Source organism: Nonomuraea sp. ATR24 (assembly GCF_041950485.1).
Classification (GTDB): domain Bacteria; phylum Actinomycetota; class Actinomycetes; order Streptosporangiales; family Streptosporangiaceae; genus Nonomuraea; species Nonomuraea ceibae.
In genome coordinates this window covers 215,451-234,797 of record NZ_JBGNUU010000009.1, presented here as the reverse complement: position 1 = coordinate 234,797, position 19,347 = coordinate 215,451, and the positions used below count along the sequence as shown (strand labels likewise).

The 19,347-nt window shown below is 73.0% G+C and carries 16 protein-coding genes; 8 read left to right on the top strand and 8 right to left on the bottom strand.

All coding sequences use genetic code 11. The annotated features are described in order from the left end of the window. The first annotated feature begins 35 nt into the window (after nt 1-35). The 3 genes from ACBI99_RS23380 (at nt 36) to ACBI99_RS23370 (ending at nt 2,273) form a co-directional block, all read left to right on the top strand. Nucleotides 36-710, top strand: a complete 675-nt coding sequence (locus tag ACBI99_RS23380; RefSeq protein WP_219517285.1) for a response regulator transcription factor — start codon at nt 36-38, stop codon at nt 708-710. Further along, entirely contained in the window at nt 703-2,046 is a 1,344-nt protein-coding gene (locus ACBI99_RS23375) for a sensor histidine kinase (protein ID WP_375073458.1), read from the top strand. The genes ACBI99_RS23380 and ACBI99_RS23375 overlap by 8 nt, the downstream gene beginning before the upstream one ends. A gap of 68 nt (nt 2,047-2,114) precedes the next feature. Then, complete coding sequence (locus ACBI99_RS23370; RefSeq protein ID WP_357592028.1) at nt 2,115-2,273, top strand: hypothetical protein; 159 nt, start codon at nt 2,115-2,117, stop codon at nt 2,271-2,273. Nucleotides 2,274-2,283: 10 nt separating this feature from the next. Here the strand turns inward: ACBI99_RS23370 and ACBI99_RS23365 are convergent, their stop codons facing one another. Both ACBI99_RS23365 and ACBI99_RS23360 read right to left on the bottom strand, forming a co-directional pair. After that, the gene (locus ACBI99_RS23365) at nt 2,284-5,286 is read right to left on the bottom strand and encodes a BTAD domain-containing putative transcriptional regulator (protein WP_375073457.1); all 3,003 of its coding nucleotides are present in this window, start codon (nt 5,284-5,286) and stop codon (nt 2,284-2,286) included. A gap of 79 nt (nt 5,287-5,365) precedes the next feature. Further along, on the bottom strand, nt 5,366-6,235 hold the full coding sequence (locus ACBI99_RS23360) for a LysR family transcriptional regulator (RefSeq protein WP_219517291.1): 870 nt from the start codon (nt 6,233-6,235) through the stop codon (nt 5,366-5,368). Between the two features lie 548 nt (nt 6,236-6,783). Between ACBI99_RS23360 and ACBI99_RS23355 the strand changes: the two genes are divergently transcribed. Then, a complete protein-coding gene (locus tag ACBI99_RS23355; RefSeq protein ID WP_375073456.1) occupies nt 6,784-7,971 on the top strand; it encodes a neutral zinc metallopeptidase in 1,188 nt (395 codons plus the stop codon). A gap of 901 nt (nt 7,972-8,872) precedes the next feature. Next, nucleotides 8,873-10,306: an LCP family protein gene (locus ACBI99_RS23350; RefSeq protein ID WP_375073455.1), complete on the top strand. Its 1,434-nt coding sequence runs from the start codon at nt 8,873-8,875 to the stop codon at nt 10,304-10,306. A 122-nt stretch (nt 10,307-10,428) separates the two neighbouring features. Here the strand turns inward: ACBI99_RS23350 and ACBI99_RS23345 are convergent, their stop codons facing one another. Continuing rightward, the gene (locus tag ACBI99_RS23345; RefSeq protein ID WP_375073454.1) at nt 10,429-11,037 is read right to left on the bottom strand and encodes a flavodoxin family protein; all 609 of its coding nucleotides are present in this window, start codon (nt 11,035-11,037) and stop codon (nt 10,429-10,431) included. A gap of 209 nt (nt 11,038-11,246) precedes the next feature. Here ACBI99_RS23345 and ACBI99_RS23340 point away from each other — a divergent pair, with 209 nt between their 5' ends. After that, nucleotides 11,247-12,164 carry an AraC family transcriptional regulator gene (locus ACBI99_RS23340; RefSeq protein WP_375073453.1) on the top strand — a complete coding sequence of 306 codons (918 nt, stop codon included), beginning with the start codon at nt 11,247-11,249 and terminating at the stop codon, nt 12,162-12,164. 151 nt (nt 12,165-12,315) lie between these two features. On the opposite strand, the gene ACBI99_RS23335 is transcribed toward ACBI99_RS23340, so the two are convergent. Together ACBI99_RS23335 and ACBI99_RS23330 are read right to left on the bottom strand one after the other, a co-directional pair. Next, entirely contained in the window at nt 12,316-13,008 is a 693-nt protein-coding gene (locus tag ACBI99_RS23335; protein WP_219517295.1) for a glycoside hydrolase family 25 protein, read from the bottom strand. Between the two features lie 267 nt (nt 13,009-13,275). Continuing rightward, the gene (locus ACBI99_RS23330) at nt 13,276-15,312 is read right to left on the bottom strand and encodes a spermidine synthase (RefSeq protein WP_219517296.1); all 2,037 of its coding nucleotides are present in this window, start codon (nt 15,310-15,312) and stop codon (nt 13,276-13,278) included. Between the two features lie 176 nt (nt 15,313-15,488). Between ACBI99_RS23330 and ACBI99_RS23325 the strand changes: the two genes are divergently transcribed. After that, nucleotides 15,489-16,847 (top strand): S8 family serine peptidase, encoded by a 1,359-nt coding sequence (locus ACBI99_RS23325; protein ID WP_219517297.1) that lies wholly within the window; start codon nt 15,489-15,491, stop codon nt 16,845-16,847. 7 nt (nt 16,848-16,854) lie between these two features. Here the strand turns inward: ACBI99_RS23325 and ACBI99_RS23320 are convergent, their stop codons facing one another. Both ACBI99_RS23320 and ACBI99_RS23315 read right to left on the bottom strand, forming a co-directional pair. Beyond that, on the bottom strand, nt 16,855-17,577 hold the full coding sequence (locus ACBI99_RS23320; RefSeq protein ID WP_219517298.1) for an ABC transporter permease: 723 nt from the start codon (nt 17,575-17,577) through the stop codon (nt 16,855-16,857). Further along, nucleotides 17,577-18,317, bottom strand: a complete 741-nt coding sequence (locus ACBI99_RS23315; RefSeq protein ID WP_375073452.1) for an ABC transporter ATP-binding protein — start codon at nt 18,315-18,317, stop codon at nt 17,577-17,579. The genes ACBI99_RS23320 and ACBI99_RS23315 overlap by 1 nt, the downstream gene beginning before the upstream one ends. A gap of 67 nt (nt 18,318-18,384) precedes the next feature. Between ACBI99_RS23315 and ACBI99_RS23310 the strand changes: the two genes are divergently transcribed. Next, complete coding sequence (locus ACBI99_RS23310) at nt 18,385-18,987, top strand: TetR/AcrR family transcriptional regulator (RefSeq protein WP_219517300.1); 603 nt, start codon at nt 18,385-18,387, stop codon at nt 18,985-18,987. On the opposite strand, the gene ACBI99_RS23305 is transcribed toward ACBI99_RS23310, so the two are convergent. Beyond that, nucleotides 18,984-19,307: a DUF4190 domain-containing protein gene (locus ACBI99_RS23305; RefSeq protein WP_219517301.1), complete on the bottom strand. Its 324-nt coding sequence runs from the start codon at nt 19,305-19,307 to the stop codon at nt 18,984-18,986. The genes ACBI99_RS23310 and ACBI99_RS23305 overlap by 4 nt on opposite strands. Nucleotides 19,308-19,347: the final 40 nt, after the last annotated feature.

Below are 19,347 nucleotides of genomic sequence, written 5' to 3'. Positions count from 1 at the left end.
GCCGGGTCTCAGGGGGAGGACGGGAGAATCGCCGCATGAGAGTTCTGGTCGTCGAGGACGAGAGGCGGATGGCCGCCGCCCTCCAGCGGGGGCTGCAGGCCGAGGGATTCGCCGTGGACCTCGCCCACGACGGCGAGCAGGGCCTGCACCAGGCCAGGAACGGCGACTACGACGTGGTCGTGCTCGACATCATGCTGCCCCGGCTGTCCGGCTACAACGTGTGCAAGCAGTTGCGCGCGGAGGAGAACTGGGTGCCGATCCTCATGCTGTCGGCCAAGGACGGCGAGTACGACATGGCCGACGGCCTCGACCTGGGCGCCGACGACTACCTGACCAAGCCGTTCTCGTACGTGGTGCTCGTGGCCAGGCTGCGGGCGCTGCTGCGGCGCGACGCCGGGCGGCGGCCCGCCGTGCTGTCGGCCGGCGACCTGACGCTCGACCCGGCCCGCCGCCGGGTGCTGCGCGGCGAGACGCAGGTGGAGCTGACGCCACGCGAGTTCGCGCTGCTGGAGTTCCTGCTGCGCAGGCGGGAGGAGGTCGTGTCGAAGGCGGAGATCCTGGAGCACGTGTGGGACACCTTCGACACCGACCCGAACGTGGTCGAGGTGTACGTCGGCTACCTGCGGCGCAAGATCGACGTCCCGTTCGGCAGGAACGCGCTGCAGACCGTGCGCGGCGCGGGCTACCGGCTGGCCGGCGACGGTGGCTGAGAGCCCGATGACGTGGTGGCGGCGGCAGGGGCTGCGCTTCCGCCTCACCGCCGTGGCCGCCGCGGTGCTCGCGCTGGCGCTGGCCGTGTCGGCGTCGGTGCTGCTCAGCGTGCTCGACCGGGCGCTCATCTCCACGGTGGACGACTCGACCAGGCAGCAGGCGCAGACCGTCCGGGTGCACGCCGACGCCGGCACCCTGACCAGCCCGATCACCACCCACGACGGCACCATCGTGCAGGTGCTCGACGCGGACGAGCGCATCACGCACGTCACCTACGGCGCCGACCGGCTGGTGCCGCTGCTGGGCGCCGCCGCCCGGCGGGAGGCTCTGGCGGGCGGGCAGGCGGTGTTCGTCGACGGCCGGCCGTACGCGATCCCGGGGCCGCTGCGCGTGGTGGTGCTGCGCGCCGACCGGGGCCAGACCGTGATCGCGGCCAGGCCGGTCGCGGAGATCCAGACCAGCATCGGCACGGCCGGCCGGGTGCTGCTCGTCGGCACGCCGCTGCTCGTGGTGCTGCTGGCCGTGGCGAGCTGGATGATCATCGGCAGGACGCTGCGGCCCATCAGCGCGCTGCGGCGCGGCGCCGCCGACATCACCCACACCGCCCGGTCGCGGCGGCTGCCGGTGCCCGAGTCGCGCGACGAGGTGCACTCGCTGGCCACCACGCTCAACGACATGCTGGGGCGGCTGGAGGAGGCCGAGCAGCGGCAGCGGGCGCTGGTGTCCGACGCCGCGCACGAGCTGCGCAGCCCGCTGGCCAGCATCCGGCTGCAGCTGGAGGTGGCGCTCGGCCATCCCGAGGGCCAGGACTGGCGGGAGACGGCCGAGGGGGTGCTGGAGGACACGCTGCGGCTGCACCGGCTGGCCGAGGACCTGCTGGCGCTGGCCCGGCTGGACGAGCGCGGCGGCGTGCCCGGCCGCCGCGAGCCGGTCGACCTCGACGAGGTGGTGCGGCAGTGCGCCGAGCGCTACGGCGAGGTACGGCTGACCGCGTGCGACCCGGTCGTGGTGCGGGGCGACGCCCTCGACCTGAGCCGGGTGCTGACGAACCTCATCGACAACGCCGTGCGGCACACCGCGTCCAAGGTCGAGGTGGCGCTGACGTCCGACGGCACGCTCACCGTCACCGACGACGGGCCCGGCATCCCGGAGGAGGACCGGGAGCGGGTGTTCAACCGGTTCACCCGGCTCGACTCCGGGCGCAGCCGCGACGAGGGCGGCGCGGGGCTCGGGCTGGCGATCGTGCGCGAGACCGTGCGCGCGCACGGCGGCACCGTGCACCTGGAGGACGCCGGGCCGGGGCTGCGGGCCGTGGTGTGGCTGCCGCGCGGCTGAAACCCCGTAAAGCGCGTCGAAAGCGGCGCTCCCTAGAGTCCTCGCGACTCATCACGGAGGTGCTTCACATGCGCAGAATCGTCATCGTCGCCGCCCTGGCGGCCGCCGTCGCCGCGGGCCTCGCCACGCCGGCCCAGGCCGTCCGCTCCGACGGGCCGTGCCAGCCCGAGATCCCCAGCTCGTGCGACATGACGTGGACCGGCGACCCGGCCAAGCCGGGCGTCTGACCGGGGGTGATCAGCGGGCGAGGGCCTGGGCGGCTCTCGCCCGCCAGCGCTCGGCGCCCATGCCGGCGAACAGCTCGTGCGCCGTACGCAGGTGCTCGGCCGCCTCCGGGTCGCCCCGCCCGCCCAGCAGCAGCCCCAGCGAGAGACCGGCCCGGCCCTGGATGTGCCGCTCGCCCAGCCGGACCGCCAGGGCCAGCGCCTGGCGCAGCGTCGCCTCCGCCTGCTCGGACTCGCCCAGCGCCGCCTGCGCCTCCCCCAGCCCGTGCAGCACGTACACCTCGCCGATCCGGTCGTGCACGGCGCCCACGATCGCCGCCGCCCGGGCGAACGACTCCTTCGCCGCCGCCGCGTCGCCCCGGCGCAGCGCCAGCTCGGCGATCCTGGTCAGCGTCTGCGCCTCGCCGCGCGGCACGCCCTCCGCCCGGAACGTCACCAGGGCCCGCTCCAGCAGCGGCTCCGCCTCGCCCGGCCGGTCGCCCTCCAGGTGCACGGCGGCCACGTTCACCAGCACGTGCGCCTCGGCGGCCCGGTCGCCGACGGCCCGCAGCAGCGGCAGCGCCTCGGCGTAGCGGGCCAGCGCCACCTCCCCCCGGCCGCCCACCCGCTCGACCAGCGCCAGGTTGCGCAGCGCCAGCGCGCGGCCCTGGATCTCCCCGATGTCGCCGAACAGCCGGATGGCGTCACGCAGCAGCGGCCCGGCCTCGGTGTAGCGCTGCTCGAACAGCAGCAGCGAGCTCAGCGAGTAGACCATGGCGGCCTCGCCCCTGGCGTTGCCCGCCGCCACGCACGCCCGCCTGGCGTGCTCGGTGACCGACCGCCAGTCGTCGAAGTGCCCGTACGCCTCGAACAGGGTGACGGCGGTCATGGCCAGGTTCCAGCACAGCTCGTCCAGGCCGTGGGCGCCCGCCTGGCGCACCGCCGCCAGCAGGACGGCGCGCTCCTCGTCCAGCCACGGCAGCGGCTGCTCGCCGATCAGCTCGTCGGCCAGCTCGGCGGTGACGGCGGAGGTGGCGGTGCCCTTGCCGCGCAGCATCGTGAAGAAGCCGCCGTAGTGGCGCTCGTGCACCCGCTCGGCGAGGGCCAGCAGGGCGGTGCAGGCCCGCTCGACCGTCATGGCCCGCTGCTCGCGGGTCTCCTCCGCGTGGGCGCGTTCCTCGGCGAAGGCGCGTACGAGATCGTGCATGCCGTAGCGGCCCCCGGCGGTCCGGCGCAGCAGCGAGGCGTCGGTCAGCTCCGCCAGCGGGCCCGACACCCCGTCGGCCGGGTCGGCGTCGCACAGCGCGGCGGCCAGCCACGGCGCGACCTGGGGGCAGCCCAGCAGGCCGATCCGGCGGAACAGCAGGCGGGCGCGCGGCGACAGGGCGGCGTAGCTGACGTCGAGGCTGGCGCGGACCTCCACGTCGCCGTGCGTGAGCGCGTCGAGCGCGGTGCGCGAGTCGGCGAGCTGCGCGACCAGCGTCTCCACCCGCCAGCGGGGGCGGGCGGCGAGCCGGGCGCCCGCGATGCGCAGCGCCAGCGGCAGGCCGCCGCACTGCTGCGCCAGCGTGCGGACCGCGTCCGGCTCGCGGGCGGCGCGGGCGGGGCCGATGTCCTGGACGATCAGGTCGGCCGCGTGCCGCTCGCCCAGCACGTCCAGCCGCAGCACCTGTCTGCCGGGCAGGCCGACCGGCCGCTCCCGCGTCGTCACCAGGGCGGCGCACGGGGCCGCGCCCGGCAGCAGCGGCCACACCCCCGGGCTGGGGCCGGCGTTGTCGAGCACGACCAGCAGCCTGCTGCCCGCCACCGTCGAGCGGAACAGCGCGCTGCGCTCCTCCAGTCCCCGGGGCAGCGACGTCAGCCCGAGCGCCCGCAGGAACCGGCCCAGCACGTCGGCCGGCTGCAGTTCCCCGGCGCGCAGGTCGATGTAGAGCTGGCCGTCGGGGAAGTCGGCGGCGGCCCGGTGCGCGGCGTGCAGCGCCAGCTCGCTCTTGCCGACGCCGGCCCGGCCGACGATCGCGGCCAGCGGCAGCGCGCTCCCGCCGGGGCGCAGCATCGCGGCGACGCGCTCCAGCTCGGCGTCCCTGCCGGACAGCGGCGAGAACACGGGCGGCAGCTGCCTCGGCACCGGCGGCAGCCCGCGCCCGCCCGCCGCCTCGTCGCCGGGCTCGTACTCCTCGCGGGACTCCTCATCGGGCTGCTCGGGCGCGCCGTCGTCCGGGGGTACGGGCGCGTCGCCGGGGCGGGGGGCGCCGGGGAGGCGGACGGCGGGGCGGCCCGGCGCGGTGTCGTAGCCGAGCGCGAGAGAGGCGTCCTGGTTGAGGATCGCCAGCTCCAGTCGGCGCAGCTCGTCGCCGGGTTCGAGGCCGAGCGTGTCGAGGAGCATGCCGCGGTAGTCGCGGAAGGCGTCGAGCGCCTCGGCCTGGCGTCCGGACCGGTAGAGGGCGAGCATGAGCTGGCCGTGCGGCCGCTCGCGCAGCGGGTGGTCCTGGACCATCCGCCGCAGCTCCCCCACGAGCTGCTGGTGGCGGCCCAGCTCCAGGTCGAGGTCGGCCAGCCGCTCGCGGGCCAGCAGCCGCCGCTCCTCCAGGTCGTGCGCGACCGGCAGGAGCAGGTCGCTCTCGACGTCGGCGAGCGCGGGCCCGCGCCACAGGGCGAGCGCCTCGCGCAGCGTCGCGGCGGCCCGCTCGGCGTCCTCCTCCTGCGCCCGCGCCACGAGCGCGTCGAAGTCGGCCAGGTCGAGGCTGCCCGGCCCGACCTTCAGCAGGTAGCCGGGCGGCCGGGTCAGCAGCACCTGGAAGGGCTGGACGGTGTCGTCCAGAGCCCTCCGGAGCTGGAACACCCGGATCTGGATCTGGTTGCGCGCGGTGCCGGGCGGCGCGTGCCCCCAGGCCGCCTCGATCAGCCGGTCGAGCGGCACGATCCGGTTGGCCTCCAGCAGGAGCAGCGCCATGACGACGCGTTGCAGGCCTCCCCCGAGGTGCAGCTCGCCCCCATCGCGTTCGATGACGAGCGGGCCGAGAATCCTGAAGCGCATGTATCCCTCCGCTGAGATGCTCTCAGCCGGGGTTTGCACTTTTCTTGCCGATCGCCAACAGCCCGGGGCCGGGGCGCCGTCAGGCGGCGGTGCCCTTCTCCGCCGTCATCAGGAAGTCCTGGGCGATCAGCGGCAGGCGGCGCCGGGCGTGCACGACGGCGATGACGCGGCGCACGGCGGGCTCCAGGGAGCGGACCACGAGGCCGGCTCTGCTGGCCTGCTCGGCCATCCCGCGATACCACAGCAGGGACGCCTGACCGGCGCGTACGGCGTTGAGCCAGCCGTTGCGCTCGTCGGTCTCCAGGACGACGCGGGGGCTGACCGCGTACTTGCCGAACATGGCGTCGAGCTCGCGGCGGCGGACGCTGCCGCGGGCGGGCAGGGCCAGGCGCATGCCGTCGAGCCGGCGCATGGGCACGGGGTTGGGCAGTTCGAGGCCGGGCGGGGAGATCAGCACGATCTCCTGGCGTTCGAGGGGGTGGGTGACGAGGTCGCCGGGCACCGGCAGGTCCGTCAGGCCGAGGTCGGCCCGCTGGTCCCTGATGGCGCTCACCACGGCGTCGCGGCCGTCGCAGCGGACGATGTGCACGCGGACGCCGGGATGCTCGGCGGCGTAGGCGGGCAGCAGCCGCCCCGCGAGGCCCGGCTCCAGGCTCGGGGTGGAGGCGATGCGCAGCTCCGCCTCCCCGCCGCCGCCGTGGCCGGCGAGGCCCTCGATCTCGCGGACGGCGTCGAGCGCCTCCCGCGCCAGTTTCACCACCCGGCGGCCCTGCGCCGTGACCACCACGCCGCGCCCGGAGCGGGCGAAGAGCGTCAGGCCGAGCTCCCGCTCAAGATCCCGGATCGCACGGGAAAGCGCAGGTTGTGCGATGTAAAGCGACTTGGCCGCATCGGTCATGGTGCGGTGCTCCGCAGTCGCGACCACATAGCGGAGCTGCTGGAGGTTCATGGCAAAGAAGCTAGGACAACGGCCGCCGCGGAGTGCGGGACATAGCGGAGATCACCTCGAATGATTTCGGACTGTAACCGAGTGCTGCTACATCCGTGACGGATGATAAATCAGTATGCTTCTGCCCCAAATTTGGCAAAGCCCCGGGACGTGACCCAGCAAGTCACGCATTCCGGACAAGCGACTCAAGGGGCAACACGGTGACAGGCAACGGGCAGTACCCTCCCCCGCCCCAGGGGCCAGGACAGCCCCAGAGGCCACCCTCGCGCCCGTGGCCCCCGCCGGGCTACGGGCAGCCGCCGCAGCGGCCCCCGCAGGAGCCGCCGTACCCGCCCCAGGGGCAGCCGCCCGCGCACCCGTACCCGGGCGCGCCGGGGCCCGGCACCCCGTATCCCCAGCCGCCCCATCCGGGGCAGCCGCCGCATCCCGGGCCGCCGCCCGGGAGCCCGTACCCGGGACAGCACGGCAGCCCGTACCCGCAGCAGACCCCTCCCCAGGGCCCGCCGCACGGGATGCCCCAGGGGCCGCCCCAGGGGCCGCAGCACGGGATGCCGCAGGGGCCGCCGGCGGGGCACGGGTATCCGCCGCCGCCTCCGCAGGGGGCGCCCTGGCAGCAGCCGCCTCCGCCGCCGCGCCCGCCGGGGCACGGGCCGTACGGGAACTGGCAGCCGCCGCGCCGCAAGTCCGGCATCGGCGTGGCCGGGGTCGTCGGGGGCGTGTTCGGCGCGGTGGCGGGGCTGTTCCTGCTGATCGTCATCGGGGCGGCGCTGTTCGGCGGGTCGGGCTCGCGTTCGGAGTCGACGACGCCGGTCGCGATCCCGACGGCGTCCCCGTACGAGCCCCGCGAGGGCCGGACGCGGGAGCCGTCCCGGGAGCCCACCGAGCAGCCCACCCAGGAGCCCACGGAGCAGCCCACCGAGCAGCCCACCCGCAGGCCGACGGAGACGCCGACGCGGGACGACGAGCCGGACACCACGGTCGAGCCGCCCCGCCAGGTCACGCTGAACCGGAGCCTGAAGAACAACACCATGTACCGGGCGGGCGCGCTGCCGAGGATGGCGTGCCGGGCGGGCAACGCGAGCATCTTCAGCCACAGCCAGCTCAAGTCGCTGATCCTCAGGACCAGCAAGTGCATGGACCGGGCGTGGGGCCAGATCCTCAGCAAGCAGGGCATCCCGTTCCGCCCGCCGAACTACGCGATCGCGTCAGGGCGCGGCAGGGGCGCGTGCGGGGACTATCCGCAGCCGGGGAGCATGGTGCCGTACTACTGCCCGCGCAACAGCACCATCTACGCCTCGACCTCGGCCATGGCCAAGGGGAACGGCAACGCGCGCGGCTACGGCCAGATCATCTCCTGGCATGGCGGGATCATCAGCATGATGGCCCACGAGTACGGACATCACGTGCAGAACATCACCGGCCTGATGGACTCGTGGTGGGCGCAGACGCTGGACTCGTCGAGCAACAGCGGCAAGCTCGCGCTCAGCCGGCGCCTGGAGCTCCAGGCAACGTGTTTCGGCGGGATGTGGATGCGTTCGGTGGCGGCCAGCTACCCGATCAACACGGCCCGCCGGGGGGAGCTGTTCTGGTTCTACGGCCAGGTGGGCGACTATCCCGGCTACCCGCGTGACCACGGCTCCCGGGCCAACAACCAGCGGTGGTTCCGGCAGGGCTGGGAGAAGAGCCAGGCGTACCAGTGCAACACCTGGGTGATGCCTTCCTCGGCGACGTCATGAGGTCACATGGCGTTCATCTCAGCTTGGGCACATGTCTTTGATGTCCATATATGGCAGCTAGAATCCTGGCAATCTTGTGCCAATGGGGGGCAAACCCACGGGTTCTGCCTGGTAGGCGTGTGAAGGAGCCGGTGTGAGCAATCGGGATGGGTCAGGCGCCGCGCCCGGGGGTGGCAGGAAACGGCGTACCCCTCGCCGCTCCCGTCCCGCCGCCGGCCAGTCGCCCGACGCCCCCCAAGACCCGGCCCGCCCTCCCCTGAACCCCGCCGGAGACGCGAACGCCGCCGCCGAGGGCCGCACGGGCCGCGCCAGAGCCCCCCGCGGCGGCGACACGCCGCCCCCGGCCCGGCGAGCCCCCCAAAGCCCCACCGGCCCCGGGAACCCTCCCGCAGGGCCCGGCAACCCGCCCCCCGGCCCCGGCCCCACCCCGGGCGGTCCGGCTGCGGGACGGGACGACACCCCACGCGGCCGGGGCGACACACCCCAGGGCCGGGACGACGCGACCCCCAGCCGGAGTGAGGCGCCGCCCGAGCAGGGTGAGACGTCCGCCCGGCGGGGCAGGACGCCTTCCGGGAGGACCGGATCTGCCTCCGGAAGAGGCGGAGCGGCCTCCGGCAGGGCCGGGACCCGTCCCGGACGCGGCAGGGGCCAGGCAGGCCGCGGCAGAGGCGGCGCCGGCGACCCGAACGCGGACCCGGCCGGCCCGGACGGGACCGGCCGGCACGGCCAGGACGAGGCCGCGGGCCGGGGCGGCGCGGGTGCGCGGCAGGGCGCGGCGGGCGCGTTCTCGCGGATCGGCGGCGGCCTGCGCGGTGGCTCACGCGGTGGCTCACGGGGAGGCTCGCGGACGGGCGGCGGCGGGAGCGCGCCGCAGTTCGCCAAGCCGCTCTCGCTGGGCGGCGTGCTCGGCTGGACGCTGCTGTCGGCCGTCCTGCCCGGCGCCGCCCACCTGCGCACCGGGCGCCGCCGCACCGGCCTGATCCTGGTCTCCTCGTACGCGGTGCTGCTGCTGGCCCTGCTGGCCTTCGGCCTGGTGGTGTGGAACGACCCCACCGCGGCCACCAGGTTCGCCTCCCCCGGCTGGCTCCTCACGCTGACGATCGTCTCCGGCGCGTGCGCGCTCGCGTGGTTCGCCCTCGTCGCCTTCTCGTACGCCGCCCTGCGCCCCGCCAGGCTGGACCGGCAGGGTCAGATCATCTCCGGCATCCTGGTCGGCGTGCTGTGCGTGGCGGTCATGGTGCCGTTCGGGTACGGGGCCAACGGGGTCCAGGAGACGAAGAACACGATCACGCACATCTTCCGCCCTGCCTCCAGCGACCCGGACGCGCAGCCGGTCAAGGAGGAGGACCCGTGGAACGGCAAGGACCGGGTCAACTTCCTGCTCATCGGCGGTGACGCGGCCGGCAACCGGACCGGCATGCGCACCGACAGCATGAACGTCGCCAGCGTGCACATCCCGACGGGCAACACGGTGCTGTTCAGCCTGCCGCGCAACCTGCAGCACGTGCGCTTCCCCCCGACGTCGCCGCTGCGCAAGGTGTTCCCCAACGGCTACATGGCCGAGCTGCGCGGCGGCGGCCTGCTCAACGAGGTCTGGCAGTACGCCAACGACCACCCGGAGCAGGCCGGGGGCAAGAACAAGGGTCCGCGCGCGCTGATGGACGCCATCGGCTACACGCTCGGCCTGAAGATCGACTACTACGCGCTGATGAACATGTACGGCTTCGCCGACCTGGTGGACGCCATCGGCGGCCTGAAGATCCGCGTCGAGCACGACGTGCCGTGGGGCGGCACATTCGGCACGGCGGGCACGATCAAGGCGGGCTACCGGACGCTGACGGGCGAGCAGGCGCTGTGGTACGGCCGGTCCCGGGTGGGCAGCGACGACTTCTCCCGCATGGGCCGCCAGCGCTGCGTCATCGGCGCGTTCGCCCAGCAGGCGACGCCGGACAAGATCCTGGCCAACTTCACCAAGATCGCCGGTGCGGCCCGGCGGATGGCGGAGACGAACATCCCGCAGGAGCTGCTGCCGCCGCTGCTGAACCTGGGGCTCAAGGTCAAGGACGCGCGGATCAGCAGCCTGCAGTTCGTGCCGCCGGGGTACTGGCCGGGCAGCCCGGACTGGGCGAAGATCCGCAAGGCGACGGACCGGGCGATCAAGGCGTCGACGCGGCCGGCCCGCCGCGCCCAGGCCGCGGACGTGGCCGCCTCCCCCGGCGCCCCGGCGGTCACTCCGACCCCGTCGCAGTCGGTCACGGCCAAGCCGTCGCAGACGCCCACGCGCAACAACCAGAAGGCGGAGGCGCAGTCCCTGGAGGAGCTGTGCGGCTTCTAGCACCGAACCGGCCCCCGGCCTGACACCGGGGGCCGCGCGGCCTGCCACCGGGGCCCAGACTCAGGCTCGCGGCCTGACGGCGAGGCCCGGGCCGGCACCGGGGCTCAGGGCCGGTCGTCGCGTCAGGCGGCGGACGCGACGCGGAGTCCGGCCGTTACAAGAGACGCCTGGCGGGCGACACGGGCGCCGAGATGCTCGGCGGTGGCGACATCAGCGGGGTGAACGGTGTCGACACCGCCGTCCAGCGGGGTCTGAGCTCCGGCACCGCCCCAGAAGCCAAGGCGGTTGAGGTCGTTCTCGGAGGCGGTGGTGGAGTTCCAGCCGGGGGCAAGGCCGAGACTGATCCACAACATGCGGTGCTGGGCGGCGAAAGTGGCAAAGAAGGCGAGCGTGCCGGCCTTGTCGCCGTAGATGGAGGCGGAGTTGGTGAAGCCGGCGGCGAGCTTGTCAGCCCAGCGGCCTTCCGAGAAGCGGCGGCTGGTGGCTTCGGCGAACGCGTGGAACTTGGCAGACGCGCTGCCCATATAGGTGGGTGAGCCGAAGACGATCGCGTCGGCATCGTCCAATCGCTGCCACTGTTCGTCTCGAATGGTGTCCACCGGGATGAGGCTGACGTCGGCGCCGGCGTCTGCCGCGCCCCGCCGGACGGCCTCGGCGAGGACGGCGGTGTGCCCGTATCCGGAGTGGAAGGCGACGGCAACCGAGGGAGCCGGGGCAATGAACTCAGGCAAGTCAACTCCAGTGGTGTGGATGTGGGCCGGATGCTGTGGTGGACAGATGACGGATGATGTTCCCGGCCTGCGGAGGGACCGTGGCCGATCGCTTCGGGCCCCGTCCTCTGCCCACGTGCTGCCCGTGTGCTGTTCACGCTACGGCGGCTGGTCAGGACGGAGGAACGTTAATCGTCTTGCTTTTATGACTGAACGTCTAGGATTGCGAGATGGATGCCCTCGATGATGTCCTGGCGGCGGGAGCTGTCGAGGACTCGCGGTTCGTGAGCGTGGAGGCCCGTGGAGCCTGGGGGATCTCCTTCAAGTCGCCCGGCGCCTCGTACGTGATGATGATCAAAAGCGGGCGCTGCTGGTGGCAGCCGGACACGGGCGCCGCCCCGGAGCTGCTCGCCCCTGGCATCTGCTTTCTGGTCCGGGCCGGCTCCGAGTTCATCCTCGCGGACGAGCCGGGGCGATCCCTGGTCAGCTGCGAGAGCCTTCTGGCGGCCGGACGGGGACCTTCCGTGCGTCACGGCACAACGGGACCGGCGACGGAGATCGTCTCAGCCCGGTTGTCCTTCAACACGAGTGTCGCCGAACCGCTTCTGGAAGTGCTGCCTCCTGTGCTGCGGCTCGATCCCGACAACTCGGCCGGTGACGCATTGCGCTCCACCTTCAAGCTGCTGGAACAGGAGCGGATTCTCTCCGGTTTCGGTGCCGAGTTTCTCATGAGCCGCCTGGCGGATGCCCTCTTCGTGTACGCCCTTCGCACCTATGTCTCGTCGCCCGCCAAGAGCTCATCCGGATGGCTGTCCGCTCTCAGCGACCCGCAGCTCGAGCCGGCACTGCGGGACCTGCACTCCGATCTTGCGCATCCGTGGACGGTGGGGGCACTCGCGTGCAGAGCCGGGATGTCGCGGGCGGCGTTCGCCGTAGCGTTCAAACGAAAGACAGGCGAATCACCCATCAGCTACCTCACCTACTGGCGCATGCACCGGGCCAAAACGCTGTTGCGTGACACCGAGGCTGGTTTGCAGCAGATCGCCCATGCGATCGGATATGACACCGACGCCGCTTTCAGCCGGGCGTTCCGCCGGCACGAGGGCATGGCACCCGGCACATGGCGACGCCGCCGGGCCGGTAACTAGGGACGGTTCGGGAAGTGGATCAGGTGAGTGATCCACCTCTGGGATGATCTTTGCCTGGACCGCGACCGGAAGGCCGCGGACGCCGAAGAGCGGCCGCGCGTCGCGCGGCCGCTCTCTCAGGGGGCGGATGGTACGGGTCCTGGCCCGGGGGTCACTTCGCCGGGCGGCCCAGGGCGCGGAGCTGGTCGACGGTCAGCGCCGAGACGTTCTGGTCCACCGGGTCGTCGGAGTACTGGTGGATGGCCCAGGACTTCCAGTCGGCGGGCGGCGTGACGGTGCCCTTGGCCTTGCCGTAGTTGGCGACCCAGAGCGGGTACGCGCCCAGCCCGGCGCCGTGCTCCTCGGCGAAGGACTGGCTGCTGTAGAACAGCGGCGTGACGCCGGTCTTGGCCTTCACGTGCGCCAGCCACTTCTTGGCCCAGGCGTTGACGTGCGCGGACGGCATGTCGTCGGTGACCTCGAGGTCGAGGGCGAGCAGGTCGCCGGCCTTGGCGGGCTGGCTGTCGACCGCCGCGAGGAAGAAGTCCGCCTCGGCGATGGGATCGTTGGCGGGGTGCCCGAAGTGGTAGGCGCCGCGGACAAGCTTGTTTTTGTCCATTTCCTTCCAGTGGCGGGCGAAGGTCGGGTCCTTGAAGTCGACGCCCTCGGTGGCCTTCACGATGCCGAAGTCGGCGCCGCTGGCGGCCCAGTCGTGCGCGGGCTGGTAGTTGGAGACGTCCTGCCCGTAGGGGAGGTCGGCGGGGACGGCCATGGCGGGGCCGGCGATGCCCACGGCCGTCACGGCGGTGGCCATGGCCAGCAGCGCGCTCTTGCGGAACTTGCGCAGGTTGCTGGTGATGGTCATGCGGTATTTCCTCCTGGATGTGGACAGCATGCGTCCGCGTGGACACGCGGAGCTACTGCGGGACACCTCGACGGGGCGCGTGGGCCACTGCGGAAGAAGAGGTGCTGGATGATCGAGCCGCCGGGGTCGCTCGGTCACCGGGGACATCGCCGCGCGGAGCCGGACTCATGGGCGCTCAGGTGGTTACAACCACGAGGCTACCCCAAACATTCCCAAAAGCCCAGGTCAAGCCATAAGTGCCCCGGCAAACCCGGCCCCGTGGGGGTTTCAGGCCAGTGCCCGGCGGGGCAACAGGGCGAACGCGCCGAGGTAAAGGACGGCGGCCACGATGAGCAGCCCCTGATAACCGATGACGAGCGCGAGGTATTCCAGGCAGCCGCCCACCATGGCGCCCAGGAGGTTGGCGCCGAAGGAGGTGGTGGCGTCGGCGGAGTCGGCGAACCGCTTGGCGAACACCACGTTGGCCGCGAAGATCGGCAGGAACGCGACGGTCACGGCGACGAGGGCGCGCAGCGGCAGCGGGAGCGACAGCAGCCACTGGTTGGGCACGAGCCAGGCGAGCACGAGCCCGCCGAGCAGCACCGCGTACATGACCGGCAGGGGTGGGGTGCGGAAGCGGCGGGTCACCTCGACGGCGGCGAGCACGGCGACGAGCACGCCGGCGAAGACGATGGCGTTGACCACCCAGGTGGTGCCGAACAGCAGCGCGAACCCGGTCACGCTCTTGGTCTCCAGCAGCAGGAACGCCACGCCGAGCAGGAACAGGTCGGCGTACGGGCGCATCCGGCGGTAGGGGCCGGCGACGAGGCGGACGGCGAGCAGGCTGACGATGAGGATGAGGCAGAGGGTGATGATGTAGATCGGCGGGATCGTGCGGTCCTTCAGGTAGAGGAAGGGCCGGTCGTCGTCGGCGGGCGGCGGGCTGGTGGCGGCGGCGCCGGGCCATTCGACGCCGCAGCGCTGGGCGGCGGGGGTGTCGCCGGCGGTGATGACGGCCTGCTGGCCGCGGATGCTGACCACGTCGACGCAGGGCTTGTGGCCGAAGGCGCTCTGCACGGTGCTGGCGAGCCGGTCGACGAGCCAGGTCTCGCGGTAGAAGTTGTACATGGAGAAGGCGCCGCCGGGCTTGAGGTGCTCGCGGGCGGCCCGCATGGCCTCCACGGTGAACAGGTAGCTCTCCAGCCGCAGCGAGCTGGCCCCCGACACGAGCGTGAGGGAGTCGGGCAGCGCGAACAGGATGAGGTCGTACTTCTTGCTCGTGTGCTCCAGGAAGGCGCGCCCGTCGGTGACGTGGGTGGTGACGCGCGGGTCGGAGTAGGGGCGGTCGGGGTGCACGGAGCCGCCGAGCTCGCGCAGCTTGGGGTCGATCTCGACGGCGTCGACGTGCTTGGCGCCCTTGAGCAGCGCGATGGCGACGTCGGTGCCGCTGCCCGCGCCCACGATGAGCACGTCGTCGGGCGCGGCGGCGGCCCGCTGGTAGGGCAGCCCGTACTGGCCCTCCCACTGCAGGCGGGCGACGGCGGGCGAGGCGAGCTGGTGCGGGATGCCGTTGACGGCGATGTCGGTGGCGGGGACGCCGAGCACCTGCATCGCCCGGGTGGTGACCTTGTAGTAGGGCGACCAGACGGCGCCGGCGGTGAGCGTCTCGGCGAGCAGCAGGCCGACGACGGCCAGCGAGGGGACGACGACGAGGGCCGCGTAGGGCAGGCGGGGGCGGGGCACGAGCAGGATCGCGTAGCAGACGGCGGCGATCAGGCCCCAGAACACCGGCGGCGCGCTGAGGAACGACAGCGCGGTGAAGGCGGCGATGCCGGTGAGGCTGCCGATCAGGTCGTAGCGGTAGGCCTCCAGCCGGGGCAGCTCGGGGAAGCAGCGGCCGACCAGCTCGGCGGGGCCCATGAGGATGACGGCGGCGGCGCAGAAGATGACCGGGAGGATGGCCCAGGCGGGCGGGCCGGTGGTGCCGAGGCTGGTCCAGTAGAGGACGCCCTCGGTCTGCCGGTCGACGGTGACCGGGAAGGTGAGGACGACGAGCACCAGGCCGAACAGCACGAGCGGCGAGTAGTAGGGCTGGCGGCGGGAGCGGCCGACGCGCAGGAAGCCCAGGCCGATGCCGAGGAACGAGCCGAGCAGCACGAAGTTGGTGAAGTAGCTCAGGTGGACGATGTTGGAGCCGGTCCACCGGATCAGGGCCAGCTCCAGGAAGAGCATGAAGGCGCTGGCGAGGATGAGCCTCGGGCGCACCGCCAGCCAGTGGTCGCTGGTGCCGCCGCCGTCGACCGCCTTCTGCGCCTGGAGCGTCATGCTGACTCACGGTAGTGAACGATCGTCCCGGACGGAAGCCTGAAAGGCCGAGAACAATCTTCGTGTACTAAGCGGCTTTTACGGCGTTTTAGCAGGTCAAGTCACGGTGGACGTGGCGCGGCGGATGCAGGAATGTGGAAAGGTTCGCTTCGTCAGACCCCCCGGTGGTGACTCTCATGCGTGTGCTCATCCAGCTTCGCCCCTCACCCGATCTGGTCGCGGCCGTCGCCGATCCCGGTCGGCGCGCCACGACCGCCGACGTCGCCGACGGCCTGCCCGGTGTCGAGCTCGACACCGAGTTCACCCCCGTGGCGCTGCCCCGGCCCGTGCCCGCCACGGGCGGCGACCCGCTCTCGCTCAACCAGCCGCTGCGCTTCTCGCTGGCCGCCGAGGACGCCTCGGTGCTGGTGCGCGGCACGATCTCCGACGACGAGCGCGCCACCCGGATGGCGCTGCTGCCGACGCTGCGGCCCGACGTCGTCGGGGTGTTCGCCGACCCGGTCATCGAGTCCTCGCCGCTGTGCGGCGGCGACCGCCCCTCCGGCACCTGGCACGACGTGGAGCGGCTGCTCAACGTGCCGAGCCTGCACGCCGAGGGCCTCGACGGCGCGAACGTGCCCCTGGCCGTGCTCGACACGGGCATCAACCTCGCCCACCTCACCCGGCGGCTCGGCCGCCCGGTCGCGCTCGACGCCGAGCGGAGCTGGCGCCCGGCGGGGGTGCCCGACAGGCCGGGCGAGTCGGAGGTCGACCACGGCACCATGTGCGCGTTCGACGCGCTCCTCGGGGCGCCGCAGGCGCGGCTGCTCGACCTCCCGCTGCTGCGCTCCACCCGGCCGGGCGGCTCGGCGCTCGACGGGCTGCTGTCCGACGCGGTGGCGGCGTTCGCGCACCTGCGCACGGTGATCGACGCGCAGCCCGCCGGGTCCAAGGCGCTGGTGGTGAACAACTCGTGGGGGTCGTTCTCCCCCGAGTGGGACTTCCCCGTGGGGCATCCGGGCAACTACTCCGACAACGGGGCGCACCCGTTCAACCTGATGATCGCGAGCCTCGACGCGGCGGGCGCCGACGTGGTGTTCGCGGCGGGCAACTGCGGGCGAGAGTGCCCCGACAGCCGGTGCGCCTACACCGAGCGGCCGATCTCGGGCGGCAACTCCCACCCGAAGGCGCTGTCGGTCGGCGGCGTCGACGTCAACGGCGTCCGGGTCGGCTACTCCTCCCAGGGGCCGGGGCGGCTGACCGCGCGCAAGCCCGACGTGTGCGCCTACACGCACTTCGACGGGTCCGCCGCGTTCGGCGACGGCACCCCCGACTCGGGCACGTCGGCGGCGGCGCCGGTGGCTGCGGGCCTGGTCGCGGCGGTGCGCACCCTGTGGCCCGCCACCCGGCTGTCGCCGTCGCAGCTGCGCGCGCTGCTGCGGCGCACCGCCGAGGACCGCAGCGAGGTGGGGTTCGACTACGGCTACGGCTACGGGATCGTCGACCCGGCGGGCGTGCTCGCCTCGCTGCGCCGCCGGGCCAGGAGCGCGGCCTGATCCCCCGTCAGGCGGCCCGCTCGCCGAAGACCCGCGTGCCCACCAGCAGGCCGATCGCGGCGAACGCGACCGCCACGGCCACGCCGGTGACCACCGTGGCGGAGGCGTAGCGGCCGGCGAACAGCTCGCGCAGGGCCTCCAGCACGTAACGGAACGGGCTGGCGTGCGACAGGGCGTCCAGCCAGCCCGGCGCCATCGACATGGGCAGGAACGAGCCCGACAGCAGCACGAGCGGCACCACGGCCGTGCTCATCACGGGCGCGAACAGGTGCTCGTCCATCGTGAGCGCGATCGCGTACGACAGCGCGGCCAGCCCGGTCCCGAGCACGACGACGAGCGCGAGGCCCGCCGCCAGGCCGGCGAGCGGGGCGCGCATGCCGAAGGCGTAGCCGGCGGCGACCAGCAGAAGCGTCTGCGCGACGAGCGTGACCGCGTTGCCGAGCACCCGGCCGAGCAGCAGCGACAGGCGGCTCGCCGGGGTGACGCGCAGCCGCTCCAGCACGCCCGAGCGCCGGTCGAAGACCACGCCGAAGCCGGCCAGGCCGGTGCTCGTCAGCCCGAGCTGCACGATCAGCCCGGGGACGAGCGTCTCCCAGGTGCCGATCGTGACGAAGATCGGCCCGAACAGCAGGAGGAACAGCAGCGGCTGGACGGCGCCGAACAGCACCCCGGCCTTCTGCCGCAGGCTCGCCCGCACGCTGTGGCGGAACAGGATCCAGGTGTCGCGCATCAGACGCCCGCCTCCTCGGCCAGCGGCCTGCCGGTGACGTCCAGGAACACCTCGTCCAGCGTGCGCCCGCCGGTCTTGAGCGCGGCCGGGGCGCCCTCGGCGACGACGCGGCCGTGGTCCATGATCAGCAGCCGGTCGCAGAGGGCGTCGGCCTCGTCGAGGTAGTGGGTGGTGAGGAAGACCGTGACGCCGCGCTCGGCGCGCAGCGTGCGGACGTGGTCCCACAGCGCGGCCCGGCTCCGCGGGTCGAGCCCGGTCGTCGGCTCGTCCAGGAACAGCAGCACGGGCCGGTGCGCCAGCGCGAACGCGATGTCGAAGCGGCGCCGCTGCCCGCCGGACAGCGCGCCGCCCGGCCTGTCCTCCAGCCCGGTCAGGCCGAGCAGCGCCAGCGACTCGGCGGTCCCGGCCGCCGCCTCGGCCCGGCTGAGCCCGTACAGCATGGCCTGGAGCAGCAGTTCCTCGCGCAGGGGGGCGGCGGGGTCGACGCCGCCGGTCTGCGAGACGTAGCCGACGCGGCGGCGCACCTCGCGCGGGTCGGCCAGCAGGTCGTGGCCGGCCACGACGGCGGTGCCCGAGGTGGGCCCGAGCAGGGTGGTGAGCATGCGCATGGCCGTGGTCTTGCCGGCGCCGTTGGGGCCGAGGAAGCCGACGATCTCGCCGGGTTCCACGGACATGGTCAGGTCGGCGACGGCTGTCGCGCCGCCGTCGAAGGTCTTCGTCAGACCGATCGTGTTGATCACTTCATCGCCTCCAAAATTAGAGTAACCACAAATTTGGAGTCACTGCAGTTTGGGTACGATGGCGGGCATGGGGTTGCGGGAGCGGAAGAAGCGCGAGACCCGGCAGCGCATCGCGGACGTGGCGATGGGGCTGTTCGCGGCGCGCGGGTTCGACAGCGTGACCGTGGCCGAGGTGGCGCGGGCCGCCGACGTGTCGGTCAACACGGTGTTCAACTACTTCCCGGCCAAGGAGGACCTGTTCCTCGACCGGCGCGACTGGACCGAGGGCAGGCCGGAGGAGGTCGCGCGGCGGCGCGAGCCGGGCGAGAGCGTGGTGCGGGCGTTCCGGCGCGACGTGCTCGACGCGATCGCCACGCGGAGCTGGCGCTACGGCTTCAACGAGGGGGCCGAGGTGTTCGACGCGCTGGTGCGCGCCAGCCCGTCGCTGCTGGCCCGCATCCGCGAGATCCAGGACGAGCGCGAGGAGGCGCTGGCGGCGGCGCTCGATCGCGACGGGGACGACGTCACGCCGCGGGTGGTCGCCGCGCAGATCCTCGGCGCGACCCGCGCGCTGTCCGGCTACGCGGTGCGCCGGATGGCCGCCGGTGAGCCGTGGAGCGTGATCGAGCCCGCGCTGAAGGAGCAGACCGAGCGGGCGTTCGACCTGCTGGAACGGGGCCTGGGCGGTTAGAGGGAGCTGGAGACGCCGCCGAGCAGCGCCATGCCGCCGAAGAAGACGAACATGATGGCGTAGAGGCCGACGACCGCCAGCATGAGGCAGGTGCTGACGATCCCGCAGATGCGGCCCGCCTGGATCATGCCGCGGTTCTCGTAGACGTAGCCGCTGGAGTCGATCTCACGCAGCGCCTTGGTGCCCATGTTCCAGGCGAACGGGCCGAGGATCGCGCAGACCACCAGGCTCAGGATGCCCAGCACCAGGATCGTGGTGCCGTTGGGATGGGTCTGCGGCGGCGGGCCGTAATAGGAAGGGCCGTAGTTGGGATAGGACATCGGCGCTCCCCCGTCGGCTGGCGAATAGGCAGGATTTATA